The organism is Puerhibacterium sp. TATVAM-FAB25 (assembly GCF_046535855.1).
Lineage (GTDB): Bacteria > Actinomycetota > Actinomycetes > Actinomycetales > Cellulomonadaceae > Puerhibacterium > Puerhibacterium variabilis_A.
Window position 1 is genome coordinate 183,417 of record NZ_JAXUAK010000001.1, and the last position, 23,027, is coordinate 206,443.

The 23,027-nt window shown below is 75.8% G+C and carries 23 protein-coding genes and 1 riboswitch; of the genes, 7 read left to right on the top strand and 16 right to left on the bottom strand.

Annotation, left to right across the window (positions count from 1 at the left end; translation table 11 throughout):
• The first annotated feature begins 26 nt into the window (after window positions 1–26).
• The 6 genes from U5M74_RS00855 (at window position 27) to U5M74_RS00880 (ending at window position 8,189) form a co-directional block, all read left to right on the top strand.
• Entirely contained in the window at window positions 27–1,049 is a 1,023-nt protein-coding gene (locus U5M74_RS00855; protein WP_410905248.1) for an LLM class flavin-dependent oxidoreductase, read from the top strand.
• A 325-nt stretch (window positions 1,050–1,374) separates the two neighbouring features.
• Window positions 1,375–3,765 carry an ATP-binding cassette domain-containing protein gene (locus tag U5M74_RS00860; protein ID WP_410905250.1) on the top strand — a complete coding sequence of 797 codons (2,391 nt, stop codon included), beginning with the start codon at window positions 1,375–1,377 and terminating at the stop codon, window positions 3,763–3,765.
• Window positions 3,752–4,411, top strand: a complete 660-nt coding sequence (locus U5M74_RS00865) for an AAA family ATPase (protein ID WP_410905252.1) — start codon at window positions 3,752–3,754, stop codon at window positions 4,409–4,411. Before U5M74_RS00860 ends, U5M74_RS00865 begins: the two co-directional genes overlap by 14 nt.
• Window positions 4,411–4,869, top strand: a complete 459-nt coding sequence (locus U5M74_RS00870; RefSeq protein ID WP_410905254.1) for an SRPBCC family protein — start codon at window positions 4,411–4,413, stop codon at window positions 4,867–4,869. Before U5M74_RS00865 ends, U5M74_RS00870 begins: the two co-directional genes overlap by 1 nt.
• A gap of 911 nt (window positions 4,870–5,780) precedes the next feature.
• Window positions 5,781–6,827 (top strand): tyrosine-type recombinase/integrase, encoded by a 1,047-nt coding sequence (locus U5M74_RS00875; protein ID WP_410905256.1) that lies wholly within the window; start codon window positions 5,781–5,783, stop codon window positions 6,825–6,827.
• Between the two features lie 57 nt (window positions 6,828–6,884).
• Window positions 6,885–8,189: a phospholipase D-like domain-containing protein gene (locus U5M74_RS00880; RefSeq protein WP_410905258.1), complete on the top strand. Its 1,305-nt coding sequence runs from the start codon at window positions 6,885–6,887 to the stop codon at window positions 8,187–8,189.
• 16 nt (window positions 8,190–8,205) lie between these two features.
• Here U5M74_RS00880 and U5M74_RS00885 read toward each other — a convergent pair whose 3' ends face one another.
• The 9 genes from U5M74_RS00885 to U5M74_RS00925 all read right to left on the bottom strand — a co-directional run bounded on the left by U5M74_RS00885 (window position 8,206) and on the right by U5M74_RS00925 (window position 14,864).
• Window positions 8,206–8,865 (bottom strand): MBL fold metallo-hydrolase, encoded by a 660-nt coding sequence (locus U5M74_RS00885; RefSeq protein ID WP_410905260.1) that lies wholly within the window; start codon window positions 8,863–8,865, stop codon window positions 8,206–8,208.
• Between the two features lie 59 nt (window positions 8,866–8,924).
• On the bottom strand, window positions 8,925–9,530 hold the full coding sequence (locus tag U5M74_RS00890) for a MerR family transcriptional regulator (protein WP_410905262.1): 606 nt from the start codon (window positions 9,528–9,530) through the stop codon (window positions 8,925–8,927).
• A 252-nt stretch (window positions 9,531–9,782) separates the two neighbouring features.
• Window positions 9,783–10,337, bottom strand: a complete 555-nt coding sequence (locus tag U5M74_RS00895; protein WP_410905264.1) for a bifunctional nuclease family protein — start codon at window positions 10,335–10,337, stop codon at window positions 9,783–9,785.
• A 133-nt stretch (window positions 10,338–10,470) separates the two neighbouring features.
• Complete coding sequence (locus U5M74_RS00900) at window positions 10,471–11,232, bottom strand: MerR family transcriptional regulator (RefSeq protein ID WP_410905266.1); 762 nt, start codon at window positions 11,230–11,232, stop codon at window positions 10,471–10,473.
• On the bottom strand, window positions 11,229–11,699 hold the full coding sequence (locus tag U5M74_RS00905) for an FHA domain-containing protein (protein WP_410905268.1): 471 nt from the start codon (window positions 11,697–11,699) through the stop codon (window positions 11,229–11,231). Before U5M74_RS00905 ends, U5M74_RS00900 begins: the two co-directional genes overlap by 4 nt.
• Window positions 11,700–11,913: 214 nt before the next feature.
• On the bottom strand, window positions 11,914–12,954 hold the full coding sequence (locus U5M74_RS00910) for a DUF881 domain-containing protein (RefSeq protein ID WP_410905270.1): 1,041 nt from the start codon (window positions 12,952–12,954) through the stop codon (window positions 11,914–11,916).
• 2 nt (window positions 12,955–12,956) lie between these two features.
• Window positions 12,957–13,289, bottom strand: a complete 333-nt coding sequence (locus U5M74_RS00915) for a small basic family protein (protein ID WP_069982551.1) — start codon at window positions 13,287–13,289, stop codon at window positions 12,957–12,959.
• A gap of 76 nt (window positions 13,290–13,365) precedes the next feature.
• Complete coding sequence (locus U5M74_RS00920; protein WP_410905272.1) at window positions 13,366–14,250, bottom strand: DUF881 domain-containing protein; 885 nt, start codon at window positions 14,248–14,250, stop codon at window positions 13,366–13,368.
• Entirely contained in the window at window positions 14,247–14,864 is a 618-nt protein-coding gene (locus U5M74_RS00925) for a CDP-alcohol phosphatidyltransferase family protein (RefSeq protein WP_410905273.1), read from the bottom strand. The genes U5M74_RS00920 and U5M74_RS00925 overlap by 4 nt, the downstream gene beginning before the upstream one ends.
• 352 nt (window positions 14,865–15,216) lie before the next feature.
• On the opposite strand from U5M74_RS00925, the gene U5M74_RS00930 reads away from it, so the two are divergent.
• Entirely contained in the window at window positions 15,217–17,118 is a 1,902-nt protein-coding gene (locus tag U5M74_RS00930; RefSeq protein WP_410905275.1) for a DEAD/DEAH box helicase, read from the top strand.
• Between the two features lie 118 nt (window positions 17,119–17,236).
• Here the strand turns inward: U5M74_RS00930 and U5M74_RS00935 are convergent, their stop codons facing one another.
• From U5M74_RS00935 to ribD, 7 genes are all read right to left on the bottom strand, one after another.
• Window positions 17,237–17,698: a PH domain-containing protein gene (locus U5M74_RS00935; protein WP_410905277.1), complete on the bottom strand. Its 462-nt coding sequence runs from the start codon at window positions 17,696–17,698 to the stop codon at window positions 17,237–17,239.
• A gap of 67 nt (window positions 17,699–17,765) precedes the next feature.
• Window positions 17,766–18,614, bottom strand: a complete 849-nt coding sequence (hisG, locus tag U5M74_RS00940; RefSeq protein ID WP_410905279.1) for an ATP phosphoribosyltransferase — start codon at window positions 18,612–18,614, stop codon at window positions 17,766–17,768.
• 58 nt (window positions 18,615–18,672) lie between these two features.
• A complete protein-coding gene (locus U5M74_RS00945) occupies window positions 18,673–18,936 on the bottom strand; it encodes a phosphoribosyl-ATP diphosphatase (RefSeq protein WP_069982556.1) in 264 nt (87 codons plus the stop codon).
• A 174-nt stretch (window positions 18,937–19,110) separates the two neighbouring features.
• Complete coding sequence (gene ribH / locus U5M74_RS00950; protein WP_410905281.1) at window positions 19,111–19,581, bottom strand: 6,7-dimethyl-8-ribityllumazine synthase; 471 nt, start codon at window positions 19,579–19,581, stop codon at window positions 19,111–19,113.
• A complete protein-coding gene (gene ribB, locus U5M74_RS00955; protein ID WP_410905283.1) occupies window positions 19,578–20,903 on the bottom strand; it encodes a 3,4-dihydroxy-2-butanone-4-phosphate synthase in 1,326 nt (441 codons plus the stop codon). The genes ribH and ribB overlap by 4 nt, the downstream gene beginning before the upstream one ends.
• Window positions 20,900–21,616: a riboflavin synthase gene (locus tag U5M74_RS00960; RefSeq protein WP_410905285.1), complete on the bottom strand. Its 717-nt coding sequence runs from the start codon at window positions 21,614–21,616 to the stop codon at window positions 20,900–20,902. Before U5M74_RS00960 ends, ribB begins: the two co-directional genes overlap by 4 nt.
• The gene (gene ribD, locus U5M74_RS00965) at window positions 21,617–22,693 is read right to left on the bottom strand and encodes a bifunctional diaminohydroxyphosphoribosylaminopyrimidine deaminase/5-amino-6-(5-phosphoribosylamino)uracil reductase RibD (RefSeq protein WP_410905768.1); all 1,077 of its coding nucleotides are present in this window, start codon (window positions 22,691–22,693) and stop codon (window positions 21,617–21,619) included.
• A gap of 191 nt (window positions 22,694–22,884) precedes the next feature.
• Window positions 22,885–23,018, bottom strand: a riboswitch (FMN riboswitch).
• Window positions 23,019–23,027: the final 9 nt, after the last annotated feature.

The window sequence follows — 23,027 nt, forward strand, 5'->3', positions numbered from 1 at the left end:
CGCCGGCCCAGGGGGTTGCACCCGACGTGAAGAACATCGGGTTCCTGTCCTTCGGCCACTGGACGCCGCACCCCACATCGCGCACGCAGTCGGCGTCGGACGCGCTGCTGCAGTCGATCGACCTGGCGGTCGCGGCGGAGGAGCTCGGCGCCGACGGCGCCTGGTTCCGGGTGCACCACTTCGCCCGCCAGCTCGCCTCGCCCTTCCCGCTGCTCGCAGCGGTCGGGGCGCGCACCCGCCGCATCGAGATCGGCACCGGCGTCATCGACATGCGCTACGAGAACCCGATGTACATGGCGGAGGACGCCGGCGCGGCCGACCTCATCGCCGGCGGCCGCCTGCAGCTCGGCATCTCCCGCGGGTCACCGGAGCAGGTGGTCGACGGGTGGCGCTACTTCGGGTACGAGCCGGGCGAGGGGCGCACCGAGGCCGACATGGCCCGCTCGCACGCGGAGGTGTTCCTCCAGGTGGTCGAGGGGCGCGGGTTCGCCCAGCCCAACCCGCGCCCGATGTTCCCCAACCCGCCGGGCCTGCTGCGCGTGGAGCCGCACTCGCCGGGGCTGCGCGAGCGGGTCTGGTGGGGCGCCGGGTCGAACGCGACGGCGCGCTGGGCGGCCGAGCGCGGGATGCACCTCATGAGCTCGACCCTCAAGGACGACGAGAGCGGCAAGCCGTTCCACGTCCAGCAGGCCGAGCAGATCCAGGTGTTCCGCGACGCCTGGAAGGAGGCCGGGCACGCCCACGAGCCGCGCGTGTCGGTGAGCCGCTCGATCTTCGCCCTCGTCTCGGACGAGGACCGCGCGTACTTCGGCGGCGGGGGAGAGGAGTCCGACCAGGTCGGCACGATCGAGCCCGGCACCCGGTCCATCTTCGGGCGCTCCTACGCCGCCGAGCCCGACGTCCTGGTCGAGCAGCTCGCCCAGGACGAGGCGATCGCCGCCGCGGACACCCTGCTGCTCACCGTGCCGAACCAGCTGGGCGTCGACTACAACGCCCACGTCCTCGAGGCGGTCCTCACCCACGTCGCCCCGCAGCTCGGCTGGCGCTGACCCGCGGCGCTCGCGGGCCGGCCGCGTCAGGGGCGGCGACGTCGCCGGCGCCCACCGGGGCGAGCCGCAGGGACAGGGGCTGTGCGCTGCTCACGAGGCCCGATCCTGGCACGCCGCCGGCCCGCGGACCCTGGCCGCGCCCGGCCGGCGCGTGGCACGATCGGGCAGTGGCCGGCGAGCTCCCGCTGACGGGCGCCCGCGCCGCGCGACCCGTCAGAAATCGAGAAGCCCGCCCCGGGACGCCTGCCCTAGCGTGACTCCGCGGGCAGCTCGGCCCGCCCCGCACCCGCCGGCCCCGACCCCTCTCGACACAGGTGGAGACACGATGAGCACCGCCACGAGCCCTGCCCCGACCACCGACGCCGCGCACCCGGCCGACGCCCACGACCTCATCCGGGTGCAGGGAGCACGGGAGAACAACCTCAAGGACGTCAGCGTCGAGCTGCCCAAGCGCCGGCTCACCGCGTTCACCGGCGTCTCCGGCTCCGGCAAGAGCTCGCTCGTCTTCGCCACCATCGCCGCCGAGTCGCAGCGGATGATCAACGAGACCTACAGCACCTTCGTGCAGGGCTTCATGCCCACGCTCGCGCGCCCCGACGTCGACCTGCTCGACGGGCTCACCACGGCGATCATCATCGACCAGGAGCGCATCGGCGCGAACCCCCGCTCGACCGTCGGCACCGTCACGGACGCCAACGCGCTGCTGCGCATCCTGTTCAGCCGGCTCGGGCAGCCCCACGTGGGGTCCGCCCAGGCGTTCTCCTTCAACGTGGCGTCCATCAGCGGCGCCGGCGCCGTCACGCTCGAGCGCGGCGGCAAGACCACCAAGGAGCGGCGCAGCTTCAGCATCACCGGCGGCATGTGCCCCCGTTGCGAGGGCATGGGGCAGGTGACCGACTTCGACCTGACCGAGATGTACGACGACGCGAAGTCGCTGCGCGAGGGACCCTTCAGGATCCCCGGGTACAGCTCCGACGGCTGGTACGGCCGCATCTTCGCCGGCTCGGGCTTCTTCGACCCCGACAAGCCCATCCGCGACTACTCGGAGCAGGAGCTGCAGGACCTGCTCTACCGGGAGCCGACCAAGATCAAGGTCGAGGGCATCAACCTCACGTACGAGGGTCTGATCCCCAAGCTGCAGAAGTCGATCCTCACCAAGGACCGCGAGGCCATGCAGCCGCACGTGCGGGCGTTCGTGGAGCGGGCGATCACGTTCACCACCTGCCCCGAGTGCGACGGCACCCGCCTCAACGAGGGGGCCCGCTCGTCCAAGATCCGCGGCATCAGCATCGCCGACGCCTGCCGGATGCAGATCAGCGACCTCGCCCGGTGGGTCGGCGAGCTGGACGAGCCGTCCGTGGCGCCGCTGCTGGCCAACCTGCGCCACCTGCTCGACTCCTTCGTCGAGATCGGCCTCGGCTACCTGTCGCTCGAGCGGCCGTCGGGCACGCTGTCGGGCGGCGAGGCCCAGCGCACCAAGATGATCCGCCACCTCGGCTCCTCGCTCACCGACGTCACCTACGTGTTCGACGAGCCGACCATCGGGCTGCACCCGCACGACATCCAGCGGATGAACGAGCTGCTGCTGCGCCTGCGCGACAAGGGCAACACGGTGCTCGTCGTCGAGCACAAGCCCGAGGCGATCGCCATCGCCGACCACGTCGTCGACCTCGGCCCGGGCGCCGGCAGCGCGGGCGGCCAGGTCGTCTACCAGGGGACGCTCGAGGGCCTGCGCGCCAGCGGCACGCTCACCGGCCGCCACCTCGACGACCGGGCCACCCTCAAGCCGTCCGTGCGCACGCCCACCGGGGCGCTCGCGGTGCGCGGCGCCCGCGCGAACAACCTCCGGGACGTCGACGTCGACATCCCGCTCGGGGTGCTCGTCGTCGTCACCGGCGTGGCCGGCTCGGGCAAGAGCTCGCTCGTGCACGGGTCGCTGCCGCGCGGCGCCGACGTCGTCTCGATCGACCAGGGCGCCATCCGCGGTTCGCGGCGCAGCAACCCCGCCACGTACACGGGCCTGCTCGAGCCGGTCCGCAAGGCGTTCGCCAAGGCCAACGGCGTCAAGCCCGCGCTGTTCAGCCCCAACTCCGAGGGCGCCTGCCCCACCTGCAACGGCGCCGGGGTGGTCTACACCGACCTGGCGATGATGGCCGGCGTCGCGGCCCCGTGCGAGCAGTGCGAGGGCCGGCGGTTCCAGGCCGAGGTGCTCGAGTACAAGCTCGGCGGCAAGGACATCAGCGAGGTCCTGGCGATGCCGGTGACCGAGGCCCTGGAGTTCTTCGGCGCGGGGGAGGCCCGCACGCCGGCGGCGTGGACCGTCCTCGGGCACCTCGCCGACGTCGGCCTCGGGTACATCAGCCTCGGCCAGCCGCTGACGACCCTGTCCGGCGGCGAGCGGCAGCGGCTCAAGCTGGCGACGCACATGGGGGAGAAGGGCGGCGTCTACGTGCTCGACGAGCCCACCACCGGCCTGCACCTCGCGGACGTCGAGCAGCTGCTCGGCCTGCTCGACCGGCTGGTCGACTCCGGCAAGTCGGTCGTGGTCATCGAGCACCACCAGGCCGTCATGGCGCACGCCGACTGGATCATCGACCTCGGGCCCGGCGCCGGCCACGACGGCGGCCGGGTGGTGTTCGAGGGCACGCCCGCCGACCTCGTCGCGGCGCGCTCCACGCTCACCGGCGAGCACCTCGCGGCCTATGTCGGCGCCTGAGCCGGCCACGGCGGACGTGGCGGGGGAGACCCACGGCGGCACCGGCCCGGCGCGCACCACCGTGCTGGGTCCCGTGCTGGGGCCGGACGACGACGTCGTCGCGGCGCTGGGGGAGCGGCCGCACCGCGTCCTCGTGGCGGGCACGTCCGGCGCGGGCAAGACGACGCTGGCCGGGCGCTTGGCCGCCCTGTGGGACCTGCGGTACACCGAGCTCGACGGGCTCTACCACGGGCCCGGGTGGACGCCGCGGCCGCAGTTCCTCGACGAGGTGCGGGCGCTCGTGGCGTCCGACCGCTGGGTGAGCGAGTACCAGTACACGGTGGCGCGCCCGCTGCTCGCGGAGCGCGCCCAGCTGCTGGTGTGGCTCGACCTGCCGGTGCCGGTGGTCATGCACCAGGTGGTGCGCCGCACGGTGCGCCGCAGCCTGCGCCGCCTCGAGCTGTGGAACGGCAACGTCGAGCCGCCGCTGTGGACGCTCCTGACCGACGACGACCACATCCTGCGGTGGGCGTGGCAGACCCGGCGCAAGCTCGCCGACCTGCCCGAGCGCCTGGCACGGGAGGCGCCGCACCTCGTGGTGGTGCGGCTGCGCAGCCGCCGCGAGGTCGAGCGCTGGGTGACGGCCCAGGCGGCGCAGGCCCGCTGATGGCGCGGTTCACGGTGCCGGTGGCCGCGCCACCGCACGACGTGTTCGACTACCTGGCCGACCCGCGGCACCGGGCCGAGTGGCAGTCCAGCCTGCGGTCGGTCGACCTGGAGGACGCCGGGCCGCCGCGGGAGGGCACGCGCTGGGTGGACCGGACCGCCGTGGGCGCCGGCCCGCGGATGCGGATCACCGAGATGGTCCCGCCGGGGGCCGGCGGCGAGCCGGGCGCCTGGAGCGAGGTCGGGACGTGGCGCGGGCTGCGGGCGCGGCTGCGGCTGACGTTCGCACCGGACGCGGCGGGCACGGCGCTGGGCGTGGAGCTGTCCGTGGACGGCGCGTGGCCGTGGCTGCCGGTCGTCGTGGTGCTGCGGGCGCTCGCGCCGTGGGCCGTGCGCTCGGACCTGCGCCGCGCGGCGCGCATCGTGCAGCGGCGGTCCTGGCGGACGCGGACGGCGTGACGGTGCACCGGCGTGCGCCTCGTCGGGGCGTCGGCGGGAGCCCCTCTCGGCGCCGTAGGGCGGACCGGGCAGTACGCCGATAATGCACATTATGTCATTACGCGCGGAGAACGGCTCCGGGAGCGGCTCCCCTCGCGACCCGGCCGGCGTCGACGGCGACGCCGCACGCTGCGCACGACGACCACCGCGCGGCGATGCGGAAATCTGCGGCCGCGCGCACCGGCGACGCTTGGCGACGGACGCCGTCGCGCCGGGCGGCGCACCACGGGCGACGACGACCGCGGCTTCCTGACGAACGCTGCCTGATCGCCGGCGTTGCGGCCGCCTCGGCATGCTCGGTGTCAGTCTCGATGTCGGTGTTCCGGCGTCCGGCTGCTGCGTGCCGCCGCAGCGTCCGCTGCACGCCGACCACCGCAGGATCGGCGCAGGATCGGCGCAGGACAGCTGCGCAGCCGCGCGCCGCCCGACGGACGGCCACGACCCGGCGACCTGCAGCACAATCGCCTGGCCACAAGCCGCGTCCTGGGCGCCCGCCGGCCCGAGGGCGCCACCGGTGCACCAGGCATCCCCCGCGGACGGCGGCGTCGTCGCACGCCGCCTGGGCGCCGCCGCGGCCGCCCCGAGCGCACAGACCTCGGCAATGCCGCCCGACGTCGCCACCGGAAGTCGCCACAGAGATCGTCGCGGCGACGCCCTGGTCCGGGCGGCCTGCCACCGCTACACTGAAACGGACATACGCCCCAAACCATTGTGTATGTCTCAACACAGTGCTGTCGCTGACATAACGTCTGCCTCGCCGCCTCCTAGCACGGCGGCTCGCGTCCGTGTCGGTGGCCCCTCCTACCCTGGGCGACGCCGAAGCCGCAGGCCAGCGGCCCGCACGTCCGTCGTCGTGACCTGGAGGAGGTCTCGTGGTCGCCCCACCCCGGCTCACCCGCATCACCGTGGCCGAGGCTGTCGACCGCTACCTCGCCTCCGTGCGCGTGGAGTCCGTCCGCGGCGTCCTCTCCCCCACGACCGCCCGCAGCTACGAGCGCGACGTGCGCGAGCTCGCCCGCCTCCTGGGGCCCGAGCGGATCCTCGACGACGTGACCGGCGACGACGTCGACGACGCGCTCGTGACCTACCAGGCCAGCCCCGACGGCCGCTACGCCGACCCGGCGCGCAAGGCCGGCCCGGGCCGGTCGACCGCCACGGTCAACCGCTTCCGGCAGTCGGCGACGCGGTTCTTCTCGCACGCCGCCAGGGAGTGCTGGGTCCAGGCGGACCCGATGCAGTGGGCCGCTCCCCCCGCCAAGGTGCGCGGCGGCCTGCGGGTGGCCCGCACGGCGCTGTCCGCGTCCGCGGCCCAGGCGCTGCTCGCCACGGCCACCGGCGCACCCGGCCCCGGAGGCCCGGCGCGCACCGACCAGGACCTCGCGCTGCGCGACCGCCTCGTCGTCGCGCTCCTGCTCGTGCTCGGCCCGCGCGTGTCCGAGCTGGCGCGGGCCGACGTCGAGGACTTCACGCGCGAGCCGGGCCAGACCCGCTGGCGCGTGGTCGGCAAGGGCGGCACCACCCGCACCCTGGCGCTCAGCCCGCCGCTCGCCGCCGCTCTCGAGGAGTACCTCACCACGCTGCGCCCGCGCCTGGCCGCGCGCCGGCCGGACGACCCCGACGCCCAACGTTCCCTGCTGCTCAGCTGGCGCGGCCGGCGCGCCGACGCGCAGACGATCCGCGGCCTGCTCGCCCGCGCCGTCGGGCGCATGCCGGCCGAGTACCGCCGGCCCGCCACCCCGCACGCGCTGCGGCACACCACGGCGACGCTGCTGGTGGCCGAGGGGTGGGACGTCAAGGTCGTGGCCGAGCTGCTGGGCCACGCGTCCATCGCCACCACCGGCGTCTACCTCGACCGCATCGACGGCGAGCTGGCCGCGGCGATCCGCTCCCACCCCCTGTCGGGTGCGCTGGGGGCGTGACGCGCCGGGCAGCGCCGCTGGCTGCACCGACGCCGCCGCCCGGCTAGGTTGGCGGTCGTGCCCCGCTCCGCCTCGTCCACGCACTCCGACCGCCTGCCGCGCCTCGCCGTCACGCTGCCCACCGGCGCCTCCTGGGCGGGCGTGCGCCGCGTCGCGCTGCGGGCCGCGCTCGGGGCGGTGACCGTCCCGGTCGCCACGGGCCTGGCGATCATGGCGGGCGAGCGCCTGCGCCGCCACCGTCACCCGCTGGACGCCCCGTTCCCCACCGCGCCGCCCACGGACGCGAAGGTGGGCCGCACCACCACCACGGTGTACACCTCGGGCCACGACCTCTACGACGCCATGCTCGCGGCGATCCGCGGCGCCCGGCGCCACGTCTTCCTCGAGACGTTCATCTGGAAGGACGACGAGGTGGGCCAGGCGTTCAAGGAAGCGCTCGTCGACGCCGCCGCGCGCGGCGTGGCGGTCTACGTCGTCTACGACGGGTTCGCCAACCTCGTCGTGCCGCCGTCGTTCTTCCGGTTCCCGCCCGAGGTCAACGTGCTGCGCTTCCCCGTGCTGCGCCCGGGCATCCTGTGGGGCGGGATCCGCTACTCGGGGCGCGACCACCGCAAGCTGCTCGTAGTCGACGACGAGGTGGGCTTCGTCGGGGGGTACAACCTCGGCAGCCTGTACGCCGCGCACTGGCGCGACACCCACCTGCGGCTCGAGGGGCCGGCCGTGTGGGAGCTGCGCAACTCGTTCGTCGACTTCTGGAACCGGTGGCGGCGCCCGCGCCTGCCCGTGCTGCAGGACGTCGGCTCGACGGCGTGGCTGCCGCAGCTGCGCGCCGCGCGCAACGCTCCCAGCGACCTGGTCTTCCCCATCCGCGGCATCTACCTGGACGCCATCGACCGGGCGACCAGCCACGTGCACATCACCCAGGCCTACTTCATCCCGGACCGGGAGATCCTCGCCGCCCTGCTGGCCGCGGCCCGCCGCGGCGTGGACGTGCGCGTGCTGGTCCCGGAGCGCTCGAACCACGTCGTCGCCGACTGGCTCGCCCGCGGCCACTACTCCACGCTGCTGCGCGGCGGGGTGCGGATCTTCCGGTACCAGGGGGCGATGATCCACGCGAAGACGGCGACGATCGACGGGCGCTGGTCCACCGTGGGCACCGCGAACATCGACCGGCTCTCGCTGACGGGCAACTACGAGATCAACCTCGAGATCGTCGACCGCGGCGTGGCGCGCACCCTTGAGGACGTCTTCGCCATGGACCTCGGCAACTCCCGCGAGCTGACGCTGGCCGACTGGGAGCGGCGGCCGGCCTTCCAGAAGGTCGGCGAGCGGCTGGTCGCGCCGCTCGGCCCCCTGCTCTGACCGCCGCACCCACCCGTCAGACGGTGAGCGACTCCCCCGGCCCGAGCCGGCGGTAGGCGCGCTCGCCCACCAGGGCGCGGTCGGACAGCCGGCCGCCGACCATCCGGTGGCCCACCTCCGTGAGCAGCGCGTCGTGCACCGGGACCAGGTGCCGGGCGCTCGCGGCCCGGACGAGGTCGATGACCTCGCCCAGCTTCAGCCACGGCCCGGAGACCGGCGTGAGCAGCACGTCGACGTCGCCGGCCGGCGGGTCGAACGAGTCGCCCGGGTGGTAGGCCGTCGCCCCGTCGAGCTCGACGAGGAAGGTCACGTTGGTCGCCCGCGGGATCGCCGCGTGGATGAGGGCGTGCTCGCCGCCGCCCACCGTGACGCGCGCCTGCCCGAGCTCCAGCACGTCGCCCGGCCGCACGGCGTGCACGCGCTCCGCCGGCGCGCCGGCCGCGGTCAGCGCCTCGACCGCTCCCGCGGTGCCCCACGCCTCGAGGCCGGCGTCGGCCGCCAGCGCGGCGACGACGGCGGACGCGTCGACGTGGTCGGGGTGCTCGTGCGTGATCAGGACGGCGGTCGCCCCGTCGAGGGCCGCCTGGGCATCGGCGAAGGTGCCGGGGTCGAGGGCGAGCCGGGTGCCGTCGCCGTCGAGGCGCACGCACGCGTGGCCGTGGAAGGTCAGTCGCATGGTCGCAGGCTAACCCCGCGGCCCCGCCCCGCGACCGGCGCGCCGGCCGGCCGAGGGGATCAGCCGGCCTGGCGCTTGGCGCGGCGGGCGGCGAGCTCGTCGCCCGCGAGGTCGGCCGGGCGCTCGGCGTCGGCGAGCGTCTCGGTGGGCATCGTCGAGAGCGTGCCCTCGATCTCGCGCCACACGCGGCCCACGGCGATGCCGAACACGCCCTGGCCGCCCTGGACGAGGTCGACGACCTCGTCGGCGGAGGTGCACTCGTACACCGACGCGCCGTCGCTCATGAGCGTGATCTGCGCCAGGTCGTCCACGCCCCGCTCGCGCAGGTGGGTCACCGCGGTGCGGATCTGCTGGAGGGAGACGCCGGTGTCGAGCAGCCGCTTGACCACCTTGAGCACGAGGATGTCGCGGAAGCTGTAGAGCCGGTGGGTGCCCGAGCCGGTGGCCGGGCGGATCGACGGCTCCACGAGCCCGGTGCGCGCCCAGTAGTCGAGCTGGCGGTAGGTGATGCCGGCGACGCGGCACGCGGTGGGGCCGCGGTAGCCGGTCGCCGAGTCCTGCTCCGTGAGGTCCTCGCCGAAGAGGAGACCCTGCGCGCCGTGGGGCACCGCAGTCTCGGTCGACGCGCCGGAGACGGCGCCCGCCTTCCCGCTGCTGGTGTTCACTCGTGCCTCCCTCGGATGTCTGCGTCCACGCTAGGCCGACCACCGTGGCGATTCAACGCAAAGGGCTCCCGGCGCGCCGCGTGTCGCACCCTCCACCTCAGGTCGAGGGTCGGCTTCTGCAGGTTCGGCCCGGTCTGTCCGGGTCTCGACCTCGACGTGAGGGTGAGCACACCGGCGCCGGGTGCGCCGTCGTGCCGGGTGCGCCGTCGTGCCGGGTGCGCCGTCGTGCCGGGACGTCGTGCCGCGGTCGCGTCACTCCCGCGCGGTGCCGCCGGGCTGCCCGCCCGGCGGCCCGGCGAAGTCGTCGGGCTCGACGTTGGCCAGGAAGTCGCGGAACCGGTCCATCTCGCGCTGGTGGGAGGCGTCGACGGTCTCGATGCCCGCCGTCGCGACGACCTCGGCCGAGCACAGGACGGGCGAGCCGGTGCGCACGGCCAGCGCGATGGCGTCCGACGCCCGGGAGTCGACCCGCACCCCGTTGGACAGGACGAGCTCCGCGAAGAAGATGCCGCCGTCCAGCGCGACGATCTCGGCGCGCTCGAGGGCGACGCCCGTGGCGTCGAGCAGGTCGCGCAGCAGGTCGTGCGTCAGGGGCCGCGGGGTCACCAGGCCGGCCTGCGCCATGGCGATGGCGCTCGCCTCGCGGGGCCCGATGACGATGGGGACGACGAGGGAGGCGGCGCCGTCGAGGAGGAGGACGACGATCTCCTGGTCACCGCGCTGCTGGCGCACGCCGAGCACCTCGACCGGGACCATGGGCACGTCGTCCGCCGGGCCCTGGTCGCCGAACGGCGAACGGTCGTCCATAAGGAACCACGCTACGCCGCGGAACCTGCCCCGTCGCGCCCCTGACGCAGACCGTGACGCGGGGCCCGGGTGAGGTTCGGGCCGAGGTCGGGGCCGAGGTCGGCGCCGCGCCGTCGGTCGCCGCGCGGGCCGCTCAACCGAGCTCGTCGACGCCGTGCCGCACCCAGACGGTGTGCAGGCGCGCGAGGAGCTCGCCGAGCTCCTCCGCCAGCGACGCCGCCTGCCCCCGGCCGGGGCCGGTCTGCTGCCGGCGGTACGGGGCCACGACCTGGTCGACCAGGTCGACGTTGCGGTCCGCCGCGGTGCGCAGGGGGCGCAGGTGCCGCGGCTCGATGCCGTGCTCCGCCAGGCGGGCCGCGGTGCGCACGACGTCGGGCGCGGCGGCGTCGAGCTGGCCGCCCGCGGACTCGTGTAGCAGCCCGGACGTCACGAGGGAGCGCACGAACGCCGCGTCCACGTCGGTCGCCTGCGCGACGGACGCCACGGTCCAGCGTCGTCGGGACGGCTCGGCCGCCCGGTCGGCGCCGGTGCCGGCGAGCCGGGGCACCGGCACCGGCGCCGGCTCCTCGCCGGCGTCCATCGCGGCCAGGCGCTCCTTGATCACCTTGAGGGGCAGGTAGGAGTCGCGCTGCTCGGCGAGCACGAAGCGCAGCCGCTCGACGTCCGCGGGGCTGTACTGGCGGTAGCCGGACGGCGTGCGCACCGGGTGGATGAGCCCCTGCTCCTCGAGGAAGCGCAGCTTGGAGTGGCTGACGTGCCCGAACTCCGTGCCCAGCGCCGCCAGCACGTCCGAGATGCGCATCGTGGGCTGCCGGGAGATGCCGCGCGGCCACGGCTCGGGGGTGTGCTCCTCGCCGGGCTCGGGCCCGGCCGACCAGGTGCGCGCAGCGGTCACGAGGCGGGCGCCGAGGGCTCCCGCGGCGCCTGCGGGCTGGCGTGGAACGACATGCGGAACTTGCCGATCTGCACCTCGTCGCCGGTCGACAGCGTGGCGACGTCGATCCGCTGGCGGTTGACGTACGTGCCGTTGAGGGAGCCGACGTCGCGGACCACGAACCGGTCGCCCTCGCGGACGAACTCGGCGTGCTTGCGCGACACCGTGACGTCGTCGAGGAAGATGTCCGCCTGCTCGCTGCGGCCGGCCACGGCGCGGTCGCTGTCGAGCAGGAACCGCTCCCCCGTCCCGCCGTGCTGCACGACGAGCAGCGCGGAGTGACGCGGCAGCGCGGAGACCGCCGCGGCGTCCTCGGCCGTCAGCGGTACGCGGTGGGTCTGCTCCTCCACCGCGGGCACGCCGATGCGCCGCAGCGTCGCGGTGACGTCGGAGGCGGGCTGCCGGGACAGGGAACGCGGGTCGGTCATCAGTCCTCCACGGAAGGGCCGGTGTGACGGCGGTGTCGACGATCTCGCCGGCGGTCCGCCGTCCTCTCGCCAACCTATCGCGTGATCGGCCCTCTCGTGAACACCCGTCGGGCGAACCTCGCCCGGACGTCGGGGCAGGTGAGGCGCCCGATCGGGCGCGCGGTCGGGCTCGGGGAGCGGCTCGGGACGCCGCACCGCCGGGAACCCGGCGCGGTCAGTCCTCGTCGTCCTGCGGGATCGCGTACCGCGGCTCGGCCAGCTCACGGGTGGCGTCCACCGCGAGCTGGTCGTACCGCTCCGTGGTCGCCGTCCCGCCCTGCGTGCGCACCGTCGCCAGCGCACCGCCGGGGATCTCCAGGGCGCGGTCCATCGTGGCGGGGTCACCGATCGCCACCCACTGGTACGGCGAGTCGATGCGCTGCCCGTCGACCTCGATGCCCTCCGCGCCGTCCACGAACGCCGAGGACGTCACGAGCCGCACGCCGTTCACCTGCACGGCCTCGGCGCCGGCGTTGCGCAGCTCCTCGAGCACGTTGAACAGGTGCGACGCGTCGAGCCGGTCGCCGGAGTCGACGATCTGGACCTCCACGCCCGGGCCCCGCGCCGCCAGCCGCCCGGAGAGGATGCCCTCGGCCGCGGCGCGCTGCTCCGCGAGCTCCTGCGCCGCCTGGGCGCGGCCCGTGCCGGAGGCCAGCTCGTCGCGGCTCTGCTGCAGGCGCGCCACCTCGTCGTCGAGCTGCTCCGCGCGCTGGGTCACCTCGTCCAGCAGGCGCACCAGGTCGTCCTGCCGCAGCGACGCGAGCTCGTCCTGCCCGGACTGGCGCACCTGCACCACGAGCGCGAAGCCGAGGGCGGCGCACAGCAGGCCGATGAGCACGTGGGAGCGGGAGCCCCGGGCGCGCATCGCCGCGGACAGCCGCTGCCACGGCCCGTCGGCGCCCGCGGGCGACGCCGCAGGGGCAGCCGTGGCAGCCGTGGCGGGCGGTGCGGGGGCGTCGTCCGCGGCCTGGGACGCGTCGGGCCGTGGCGCGGCGGCGTCCGTCTCCGCCGACGCCGCTGCCGACGCCGCTGCCGACGCCGCTGCCGACGCCGCTGCCGGCGCCGCTGCCGGCGTCTTGTCCGGCGCCTTCGCCGGCACCTCGTCCGCGTCGGCCTGCGCGCCCTTCTCGACCGCCGGATGCGCGGGGGCAGGCTCCGGCGCGCCGGCCGGGGTCTCCTCGGGCCCGACGGGGGTGGGCTCGTCCTCGCGCACCATGGTCAGGCCTTGAAGAGGTGACGCCGGATGGCCGCGGCGTTGGAGAAGATGCGGATGCCGAGCACCACGACGACGGCGGTGGACAGCTGGGAGCCGACGCCGAGCTGGTCGCCGAGGAACACGATGAACGCGGCCACCAGCACGTTCGACAGGAACGAGACCACGAAGACCTTGTCGTCGAACAGCCCGTCGAGCATGGCCCGGAACGCGCCGAACAGGGCGTCCAGCGCGGCGACCACGGCGATGGGCAGGTAGGGCTGGAGCGCGACGGGCACCGTGGGCTCCAGCAGCAGCCCCGCGACCACCCCGATGACGAGGCCGACGACGGCGATCATCCGACGATCAACTCCTGACTCTCCGCACGGTCCGTGGCCACAGGGCGACCGGTGGCCAGGGGACGGGCCGTGGGGCTCACGGGCTCGCGCTCCCGGCCTCGGAGCCTACCGGCTGGGCGTACCGCAGCGTCTGCGCGCCCGCGCCCGGCAGCTCCAGCCCGGACTGGGCCACCACGCTGGAGGAGATGCCGTACTGCGAGCCGAGCACCTGCAGGTACGTGGGCACCTCGGAGCGGGCCCAGGCGGTCTGCATGGCGTCCGGGTCGCCGACGGCCCGCACCACGTAGGTCGGGCCGCTGAGCGGGACCAGGTCGACCAGCACGGCGTCGCCGGCGTTGCGCACCGCGGACGTCATGGTCAGTCGCTGGTCGTCGACGCTGACCGCCTCGGCCCCCGCGGCCCACAGCGCGTGGACGACGGCCTGCAGGTCGGTGTCCCGCACGCGGGCGTCCCCCTCGCCGTCGCCCGACAGCCCCCCGCCGCCGTCGGTGAGCGAGACGACGAGGCCGGGCCCCGCGACGGGCGCGGTGCCGTTGACCGCCTCGTCGAGGCGGATGCTCTCCAGGATCTGCGGGTCCTGGGTGGCGAGCGCGGTGCGTTGCAGGTCCGCGATCTCGGCCGACAGCCGCTCGGAGTCGTCCTGCAGCCCGGCCACCTCGGCGTTGCGCTCGGTGATCTGCTGCTCGAGCACGGCACGCGCCTCGGACACCGCGGGCTGCGGCGCTCGCAGCTGGCGGGCGGCCACCGCCGTCGTCAGGCCCAGCAGGACGGCGAGGACCACGAGCACCACCCGGGTGACCGGGCGGCGCGCCGTGCCGCCCACGGCGGCGGCCTCCCGGCGGCGCTGCGCCGCCTCCGCGTACCCCGGGTCCAGGGGGCGCTCCATCACCTCGATGAGGAGCGTCATCGACTCGTCCGGGCGGCGGCGCTTCCCGGCCGGGGGCGCGGAGGGCGGCGTCATCGCTGCTCCCACCGTCCCGGCGTGCCGCCGCCGTCGTCGTGCGCCCCCGCACCGAGGAGCCGGCGCGCCTGGCGGAGGTACTGCCAGCCGGCGAGCCAGTACAGGCCCACGCCCCACCAGGTGAAGGCCCAGCCGGCCACGTGGGCCACCGCGCCGACGGCTCCGGGCATCTCGGCCAGCAGCAGCAGCGGGAAGGCGTACAGGAGCGCGAACGTGCCGGCCTTGCCGACGAAGCTCACCGGCAGTGGACCGTAGCCGCGGCGACCCAGCAGCACCACGAGCAGCGCGAGCAGGGCGTCGCGGGCCACGATGACCACCAGCACCCACAGCGGCACGACGCCGCGCCACGCCAGCCCCGCCAGCGTGACGAAGATGAAGAGGCGGTCGGCGGCCGGGTCCAGCATCTCGCCCAGCTTGCTCACCTGGCGCAGGCGGCGCGCCAGCACGCCGTCGAGCCAGTCGGTGAAGCCGGACACCGCCAGGACCACCAAGGCCCACACGTCGTGGCCCGAGACGATCAGCACCGCGAACACCGGCACCAGCGCCAGCCGCAGCAGGCTGATGAGGTTGGGGACGGTCAGGACCGAGGAGCTGACCTCCTGCCCTCGCTGCACGCCCACCGTCCTCGTCTCCACGCGTCCGCGGGCGCACCGCGCCCGGCATCGTCATCCTACGCAGCACGTCCGCGCCCGTCGGGCCCCGCGCTCGCGGCGTGCGCCGGTGACGGACCTCACCGGCGCGGCACGACCGGTGCGGGTGCCCGGGGCGTACGATGGGACCTCACCCCCTTGGAGTTCGTCGCTCCGTCCCGCATTCGTGCGCCCCGCACCCGGCTCCTGCCCCTGGCAGCCCGGGTCACGCGCTGGTTCGTGTGTCTGTGTCTCGGGATCTGGCGACGCACCCGGCGGCCCGTGCCGCCGACCGTGCAGGACTCCCGCCACTCCCGACCGAACGGTGCACCCACCTATGCCCAGCGCTGCCACGACCCTGCCCGCCGACGCCGAGACCACCTCGGCCGCGACGACCCCCGCCGCCGAGACCCCCCGCTTCGACCAGCTCGGGCTCCCCCCGGCGCTCGCGGCCGCCGTCGCCGACCTCGGCTTCACCACCCCCTCGGCCATCCAGGCCCAGGCGATCCCCGCCCTGCTGTCCGGCCGCGACATCACCGGCGTGGCCCAGACCGGCACCGGCAAGACGGCCGCCTTCGGTCTGCCGCTGCTGGCCGCGGTCGACCCCGACCTCCACCAGGTCCAGGCCCTCGTGCTCACCCCGACCCGCGAGCTGGCGATGCAGGTCGCCGAGGCGATCGAGTCCTTCGCCAGCCACCTGCCCGGCGTGCGCGTCCTGCCCGTCTACGGCGGCGCCCCCTACGTGCCGCAGCAGCGCGCGCTGCGCGACGGCGTCCACGTCGTCGTCGGCACGCCCGGCCGCGTCATGGACCACATGGAGCGCGGGGCCCTGAGCCTCGACGCCGTGCGGTACCTCGTGCTGGACGAGGCCGACGAGATGCTGCGCATGGGCTTCGCCGAGGACGTCGACCAGATCTTCGGCAAGGCGCCCGCGCGCCGCCAGGTCGCCCTGTTCTCCGCGACGATGCCGCCGGCCATCCGCGCCGTGGCCGAGAACCACCTGACCGACCCGGTCGCCATCACCGTGGCCCGCCAGTCGTCCACCGTCGCCTCGGTGCGCCAGACGTACGCGATCGTGCCGTTCCGCCACAAGACCGGCGCGCTCGTGCGCGTGCTGGCCACCTCCGACGCCGACGCCGCCATCGTGTTCACCCGGACCCGCTCGGCCGCCGAGGAGGTGGGCGCCGCCCTGATCGAGCGCGGCGTCTCCGCCGCGACGATCTCCGGCGACGTCGCCCAGAAGGAGCGCGAGAAGATCGTCGAGCGCCTGCGCTCGGGCGCCCTCGACGTGCTGGTCGCCACCGACGTCGCCGCCCGCGGCCTCGACGTCGACCGCATCGGCCTGGTCGTCAACTTCGACATCCCCCGCGAGCCGGAGGCCTACGTCCACCGCATCGGCCGTACCGGCCGCGCGGGGCGCACCGGCCACGCCGTCTCCTTCGTGACCCCGCACGAGCGCGGCAAGCTCAAGCACATCGAGGCGACGATCAAGGCCTCCCTCGAGGAGGTCGCGGTCCCCTCCCCCCGCGACGTCTCCGCGCACAAGGCCGGTCGTCTCCTCGACGCCGCGCCGGAGCGCCAGGCCGCGGGCCGCCTGGACCTGTACACCGAGCTCGTCCAGGCCCGCGTCGACGGCGGCGCCGACCCCGTCGAGCTCGCCGCGACGCTCCTGGCCCTGGCGGTCGGCGACGACGGCCCCCGCCAGCGTGCCGAGCAGGAGGAGTACGAGCGCGAGCAGCGCGAGGCCCGCGCCGCCCGCACCGCGCGGGAGACCCGTCGGCACGAGGCCACCGACGGCCGCGGCGCCCGCGGTGACCGCTTCGACCGGGACCGGCGCGGCCCGGCCCGCTCGGACGACGACCGCCCCCGCGGCCTCCGCCGCCCCGCGGCCGGCACCCGCTACCGCGTCGCCGTCGGCCACTCCCACGGCGTCAACCCCGGCGGGATCGTCGGGGCGCTCACCGGCGAGGGCGGCCTGACCGGCTCCGACGTCGGCAAGATCGACATCTTCGGGTCGTTCTCGCTGGTCGACATCACCACGCCGCTGAGCGAGGCCCAGCTCGACCGGCTCGGCCGCGCGCGGGTGGCCGGCAAGTCCCTGCGCATCGCCGTCGACCGTGGCGCCCCCGAGCACCGCGCCCCGCGCCGCGAGGGCGTGCGTGACGGGTTCCGGGAAGGGTTCCGCGACAACCGTGCGCCGCGCACGGAGCGCGGGCCGCGCCAGCACCGCGACTACTGAGCGAGCGCGAGGCCGACGGACGGCAGCGGGCCCCGACCCTCCCCAGGGTCGGGGCCCGCTGCCGTCTGTCGGGAGACGCTCGGAGCCGCCCGCCGGCCGCGCGGCGCGCGGCTGGCGGTCAGGGACGCCTCCCCCCGGGCTCGGACGCCTCGCCGTGCTCCTGCACGAGGGCGACCAGGCGGCGCGCCTCGGCCATGCCGTGCTCGCCGTCCGCGCGCTGGATGCCCATCACGGCGATCGTGCCGCCGTCGGCCAGGTCGAGCCGCACCCACGGGTCGTTGACCCCGAACCGCACGGCGAGGATCTCCGCCCACTCCAGCCGGCGGGTGCGCACCACGTTGCGCACGACGAGCCCCTGCGGGCTCGGGCGCGCGTGCACGCCGCCGAGGCGCCACAGGAGCCACGCCGCCGCGGCGGCGAACAGCGCGAACGACAGCCGGCTGCCCACGGCGGTGCCGAGCGGCCCGCGGGACAGGAACGCCACGAGCGCGCTGCCGCCGACGGCGACGACCCCGACGGCCCAGGCCGTGACCTGGCCCCAGCGCGGACGGAACGTCCGGTAGCGCGCGTCGTGCGTCATGCCGTCACGCTGCCACGCGCGCGACGGGCTCGACAGCGCGCCGCCCGTCAGCGCCTGTCAGCACCGGTCAGAGCCGGCTGGCCAGGATCGACGTCACGAGGATGCCGCGGGCGCCGACGTCGTAGAGGGCGTCCATGATCCGGTTCATGTCCTTGCGCGGCACGAGGACCCGCACCGCCGACCAGTCGCGGTCGTGCAGCGGCGAGACGGTCGGCGACTCGAAGCCGGGGGTGATCGCCACGGCGGCGTCGACGTGGTCGTTGCGCACGTCGAAGTCCATCAGCACGTACTCACGGGCGGTGATGACACCCTGGAGGCGGCGCGTGAGCACGCTGAGCCCGGCGGGCTCGGGCGCGTCGGCGCGGCGGATGAGCACGGCCTCGGAGCGCAGGATCGGCTCGCCGAAGACCTCCAGGCCCGCGGCGCGCAGCGTCGTGCCGGTCTCCACGACGTCGGCGATCACGTCCGCCACGCCGAGCTGCACGGAGCTCTCCACGGCGCCGTCCAGGTGGACGACGGCGGCCGGCTCGACGCCGCGCGCGGCCAGGTGGTCGCGCACGAGCGTGGTGTACGACGAGGCGACGCGGCGCCCGGCGATCCCGGCCACGTCGGCCACGGTCCCGGCGGGTGCGGCGAAGCGGAACGTGGAGCGGGCGAAGCCGAGCGGCAGGTGCTCGACGGCGTCCGCGCCGGAGTCGAGCAGCAGGTCGCGGCCGGTCACGCCCGCGTCGACCGTGCCGGAGCCGACGTAGACGGCCACGTCGCGGGGCCGCAGGAAGAAGAACTCGACGTCGTTGTCCGGGTCGGCGAGCACCAGCTCGCGCGAGTCCCGGCGCTGCTTGTAGCCGGCCTCGCGGAGCATGGCGACGGCGGGCTCGGACAGGGAGCCCTTGTTGGGCACGGCGATGCGGAGCATCAGGGAAACCTCGCTGGGGTGGAGAAGGCGGTCGGCGGGCGTGCGGCGTCGGCGCCGCTCACAGGTGGGTGTAGACGTCCTCGAGCGTGAGGCCCTTGGCCACCATGAGCACCTGCAGGTGGTAGAGCAGCTGGGAGATCTCCTCCGCCGTGCGCTCGTCGCCCTCGTGCTCGGCTGCCATCCAGACCTCGGCCGCCTCCTCGACGATCTTCTTCCCGATCGCATGGACGCCGGCGTCCAGCTCCGCGACCGTGCCGGAACCGGCGGGGCGGGTGACGGACTTCTCGGCGAGCTCGGCGAACAGGGAGTCGAAGGTCTTCACGGGCCCCAGCCTAGTGGGGCCGCCCCTGCCCTCCGGGCTGCGGTTCGTCGGTCGGGACGGAGGTCACAGCGTTCTTCTCCCGCTTGGCACACTATTAATTTCCGGACTCTGTCGTGTCAGTACCAGCGCAGGCTCGGGCGTGCGCTGGTACTGACACCCGGCGTCAGGCGAGCGTCAGGCGAGGGCGCGGAGGGTCACCGCCGTCGCGACCGCGGCCTGCGCGGCCTCGTGGCCCTTGTCCTCGCTCGAGCCCGCCAGACCGGCCCGGTCGAGCGCCTGCTGGTCGTCGTCGCAGGTGAGGACCCCGAAGCCGACCGGCACGCCGGTGCGCACGCTGACGTCGGTGAGGCCCGTGGTGGCGGCCGAGCAGACGTAGTCGAAGTGCGGCGTGCCGCCCCGGATCACGACGCCGAGGGCGACGACGGCGTCCGCGCCGGCCGCTGCGGCGCGCGCGGCCGCCACGGGCAGCTCGAAGGAGCCGGGGACGCGCAGCTCCTGCCACTCCCCCACCCCGGCCTCCCGCAGCGCACGCCGGGCGCCGTCGAGCAGCCCGTCCATGACGCGCTCGTGCCAGCTCGCCGCGACGACGACGACCCGCAGGCCCGCGCCGTCCGCCGTGATCGTCGGCGCTCCTGCACCGCTCATGCGCTCTCCTCCTCGAACGTCGGCGCCGGCCGTCCGTCGGCCGGCGCGGCGAGGGCCAGCCGGTGGCCCATCGCAGTCTTCTTGGTCAGCAGGTACCGGTGGTTGTGGGCGCTCAGCCCCACCTCGAGGGGCGCGGTGCCGGCGACGTCGACGCCGGCCTGCCGCAGTCCCTGCACCTTGTCCGGGTTGTTGGTCAGCAGGGTCACGCGCCCGAGGCCGAGCGCCCGCAGGACGGCCGCCGCCGCGCCGTACTCGCGCGCGTCGACCGGCAGGCCCAGGTGGACGTTCGCCGCGACGGTGTCCAGCCCCGCGTCCTGCAGCGCGTAGGCGGCGACCTTGGCCGCCAGCCCGATCCCCCGGCCCTCGTGGCCGCCGAGGTAGACGACGGCGCCGCCGCGCTCGGCGACCAGGCCGAGGGCGGCGTCCAGCTGGGGCCCGCAGTCGCAGCGCAGCGAGCCCAGCGCGTCGCCGGTGAGGCACTCGGAGTGCACGCGCACCAGCGGCGCGTGGGCGTCGGCCTCGGCCCGCGCGGCGGCGAGCCCGCGCGGTGCCGCCGCCACCAGGGCCACGTGCTCCGCGCCCGTGCGACGGTCGCGGAACGCATGCAGCCGGAAGGTGCCGTGCCGGGTGGGCAGGGCCGCCTCGGCGACCGGCTCGACGCGGTCGGCGTCCACCGGACCGGCGTCCGCCGCGGCCGTCTCCCCCGCCGCCGCGAGCGGGTCGTGCTCGCGGCGCCACGCGACGAGCTCCGCGACGGTGATCAGCACGAGGCCCTCCGCCGCGGCGAGCCGCCGGGCGTCGTCCAGGCGCAGCATGTCGCCGTCGTCGTGCACGAGCTCGGCGATGAGGCCGACCTCGCCCCGGCCGGCGAGCCGGACCAGGTCCACGGCCGCCTCGGTGTGGCCGGTGCGCTCCAGGACGCCGCCGGGCCGGGCCCGCAGGGGCAGCACGTGCCCGGGCCGGATCAGGTCGCCCGGGGTGGCGGCCGGGTCGGCGAGCACCCGCAGGGTGCGGGCGCGGTCCGCCGCGCTGATCCCGGTGCTCACGCCCGCGGCGGCGTCGACCGTCACCGTGTACGCGGTGCGGTACGAGTCCTCGTTGTTCACGACCATCAGCGGCAGGTCGAGCGCGTCGGCGCGGGCCGCGGGCATCGGCGCGCAGAGGTAGCCGGAGCTGTGCCGGACCACCCACGCGACCGTCGCGGCGTCGACGTCCTGCGCGGCGACGACGACGTCCACCTCGTTCTCGCGCGACGCGTCGTCCGCCACGAGCACCGGGCGCCCGGCGCCTAGGGCGGCGAGGGCCTGCTCCACGGCGCTCATCGGGCCACCTCCGCCGCGTCCACCACCGCGTCCACCGCCGCGTCGTCCGGGGCGGCGCCCGTCGCCCCCGCCACCGCCCCGTGGGCGAGCAGCCGCTCGACGTACTTGGCGAGCACGTCCACCTCCACGTTCACGGCGTCGCCGGGCTGCAGGGCACCGAGCGTCGTGCGCGCGAGCGTGGTGGGCACGAGGCACACGGTGAACGTCTCGCCACCGGCCGCGCCGGCCGCGCCGGCCGCGTCGACCGGGCCGAGCGCGGCCACGGTGAGCGAGACGCCGTCGAGCGTGACCGAGCCCTTCGTGGCGACGTACGGGGCCAGCGCCGCGGGCAGGGCGAACGTCAGCTCGTCCCAGCGCGGGCCCGGCCGGCGGGCCAGCAGCGTGGCGGTGCCGTCGACGTGGCCCTGCACGACGTGGCCGCCCAGCCGCCCGCCGGCGGGCAGGGCGCGCTCGAGGTTGACGGCGGAGCCGGGCCGCAGCGCGCCCAGGCTGGTGCGCCGCAGCGTCTCGGGCATGACGTCGACCGCGAACGCCCCGTGCTCGTCCACGCCGGTGACGGTGAGGCACACGCCGGCGACGGCGATCGAGTCGCCCGGGTGCGCGTCGCGGCTCGCGACGTCGGCCTCGACGACCAGGACGGCGTCGACGGCCGTGGCGTCGGGGTGGGTGAGGGACCGGACGCGGCCGGTCTCCTCGACGATGCCGGTGAACATTCAGCTGTCTCCTTCGGTGGGGGCGGCGGCCGGGGGCGGGGCGGGGTCGCGGCGCGCGACGAGCAGGACGTCGTCGCCGAGCCGCTCGACGCGGGCGGTGCGCAGCCGCGGCGCGGCGGCGAGGGTGGTCACGCCGAGGTCGCCGACGGCCGCGGGGCCGGCGCCGAGGACGACGGGCGCGAGGTAGGCGTGCAGCTCGTCCACGGCGCCGGCGGCCAGCAGGGCGGCGGCGAAGGCGGGACCGCCCTCGACGAGGAGGTGGCGCACCTCGTGCGCCGCGGCGGCGGCGAGCAGGTCGGCGACCGCGTGGCTGCGCACGTGCACCAGCGGGCCGCCCGGGCCGCGCAGCCGCGCGCCGCCGGGCACGTCGCGGCGCCCGACGACGAGCCGCAGCGGCTGGTGCTCGGCGAGCGACCCGTCGGGGCGGCGGGCGGTGAGCGCCGGGTCGTCGGCGAGCACCGTGCCGGTCGTCACGGCGACGGCGTCGACCTCCGCGCGCACCGCGTGGGCGTGCGCTCGGGCCTGCGGGCCGGTGATCCACCGGCTCGTGCCGTCGGCCGCGGCCACGCGCCCGTCGAGGCTGGTCGCGGTCTTGAGCGTGACGTACGGCGTGCCGCGCCCGGCCGCGGTGGCCCACACGCGCAGCAGCTCGCCGGCCTCGGCGGCGCGCACGCCGCCGGTCACGCGCACGCCGCGGGCGCGCAGGACCGCGGCGCCGCCGGCCGCGGCCGGGTTCGGGTCGTCGAGGGCGTGCACCACGTGCGCCACGCCCGCCTCGGCCAGGGCGTGCGCGCACGGGCCCGTGCGGCCGGTGTGCGCGCAGGGCTCCAGGGTGACGACGGCGGTCGCGCCGCGGACGTCGTGGCCGCGCGCGGCGGCGTCCGCCAGGGCGGCGACCTCCGCGTGCGGCGTGCCGGCGCCGCGGTGGTAGCCCTCCCCGAGCACGCGGGCGGGCGCACCGTCGGGCGCACCGCCGGGCACACCGTCGGGCGCCGCGCCGGCGAGCAGGACGCAGCCGACGCGGGGGTTGGGGCCGTGGGCGGGGCCGCGGCGGGCCAGCTCGAGGGCGCGGTCCATCGCCGCGGGGACGTCGAGCGACGTCGGCGGGGCTGTCGGCGGGGCTGTCGGCGGGGTGCCGGTCACGGGGTCCTTCCGGAGCGTCGGTGCTCCGGGGGTACGGCGACGGCGGACGCCCGGGGCGCGCGGCAGCCCGAGGGCCCCGCGTGCGGGCGTACGACGACGTCACGGCGCGCACGGGTGCGCGCGCCGCGCATGCTTCCTCCCATCCGGACTTTCACCGTCGGCCCTGGAGTTCCACCAGGTCAACCGCTCGCCCTTGCGGGTCTGCGGGTCGCGGGCTGTCACCGCCGGTGCGGAATCTCACCGCCCCCGGAGCATGCTTCGTGCTCCC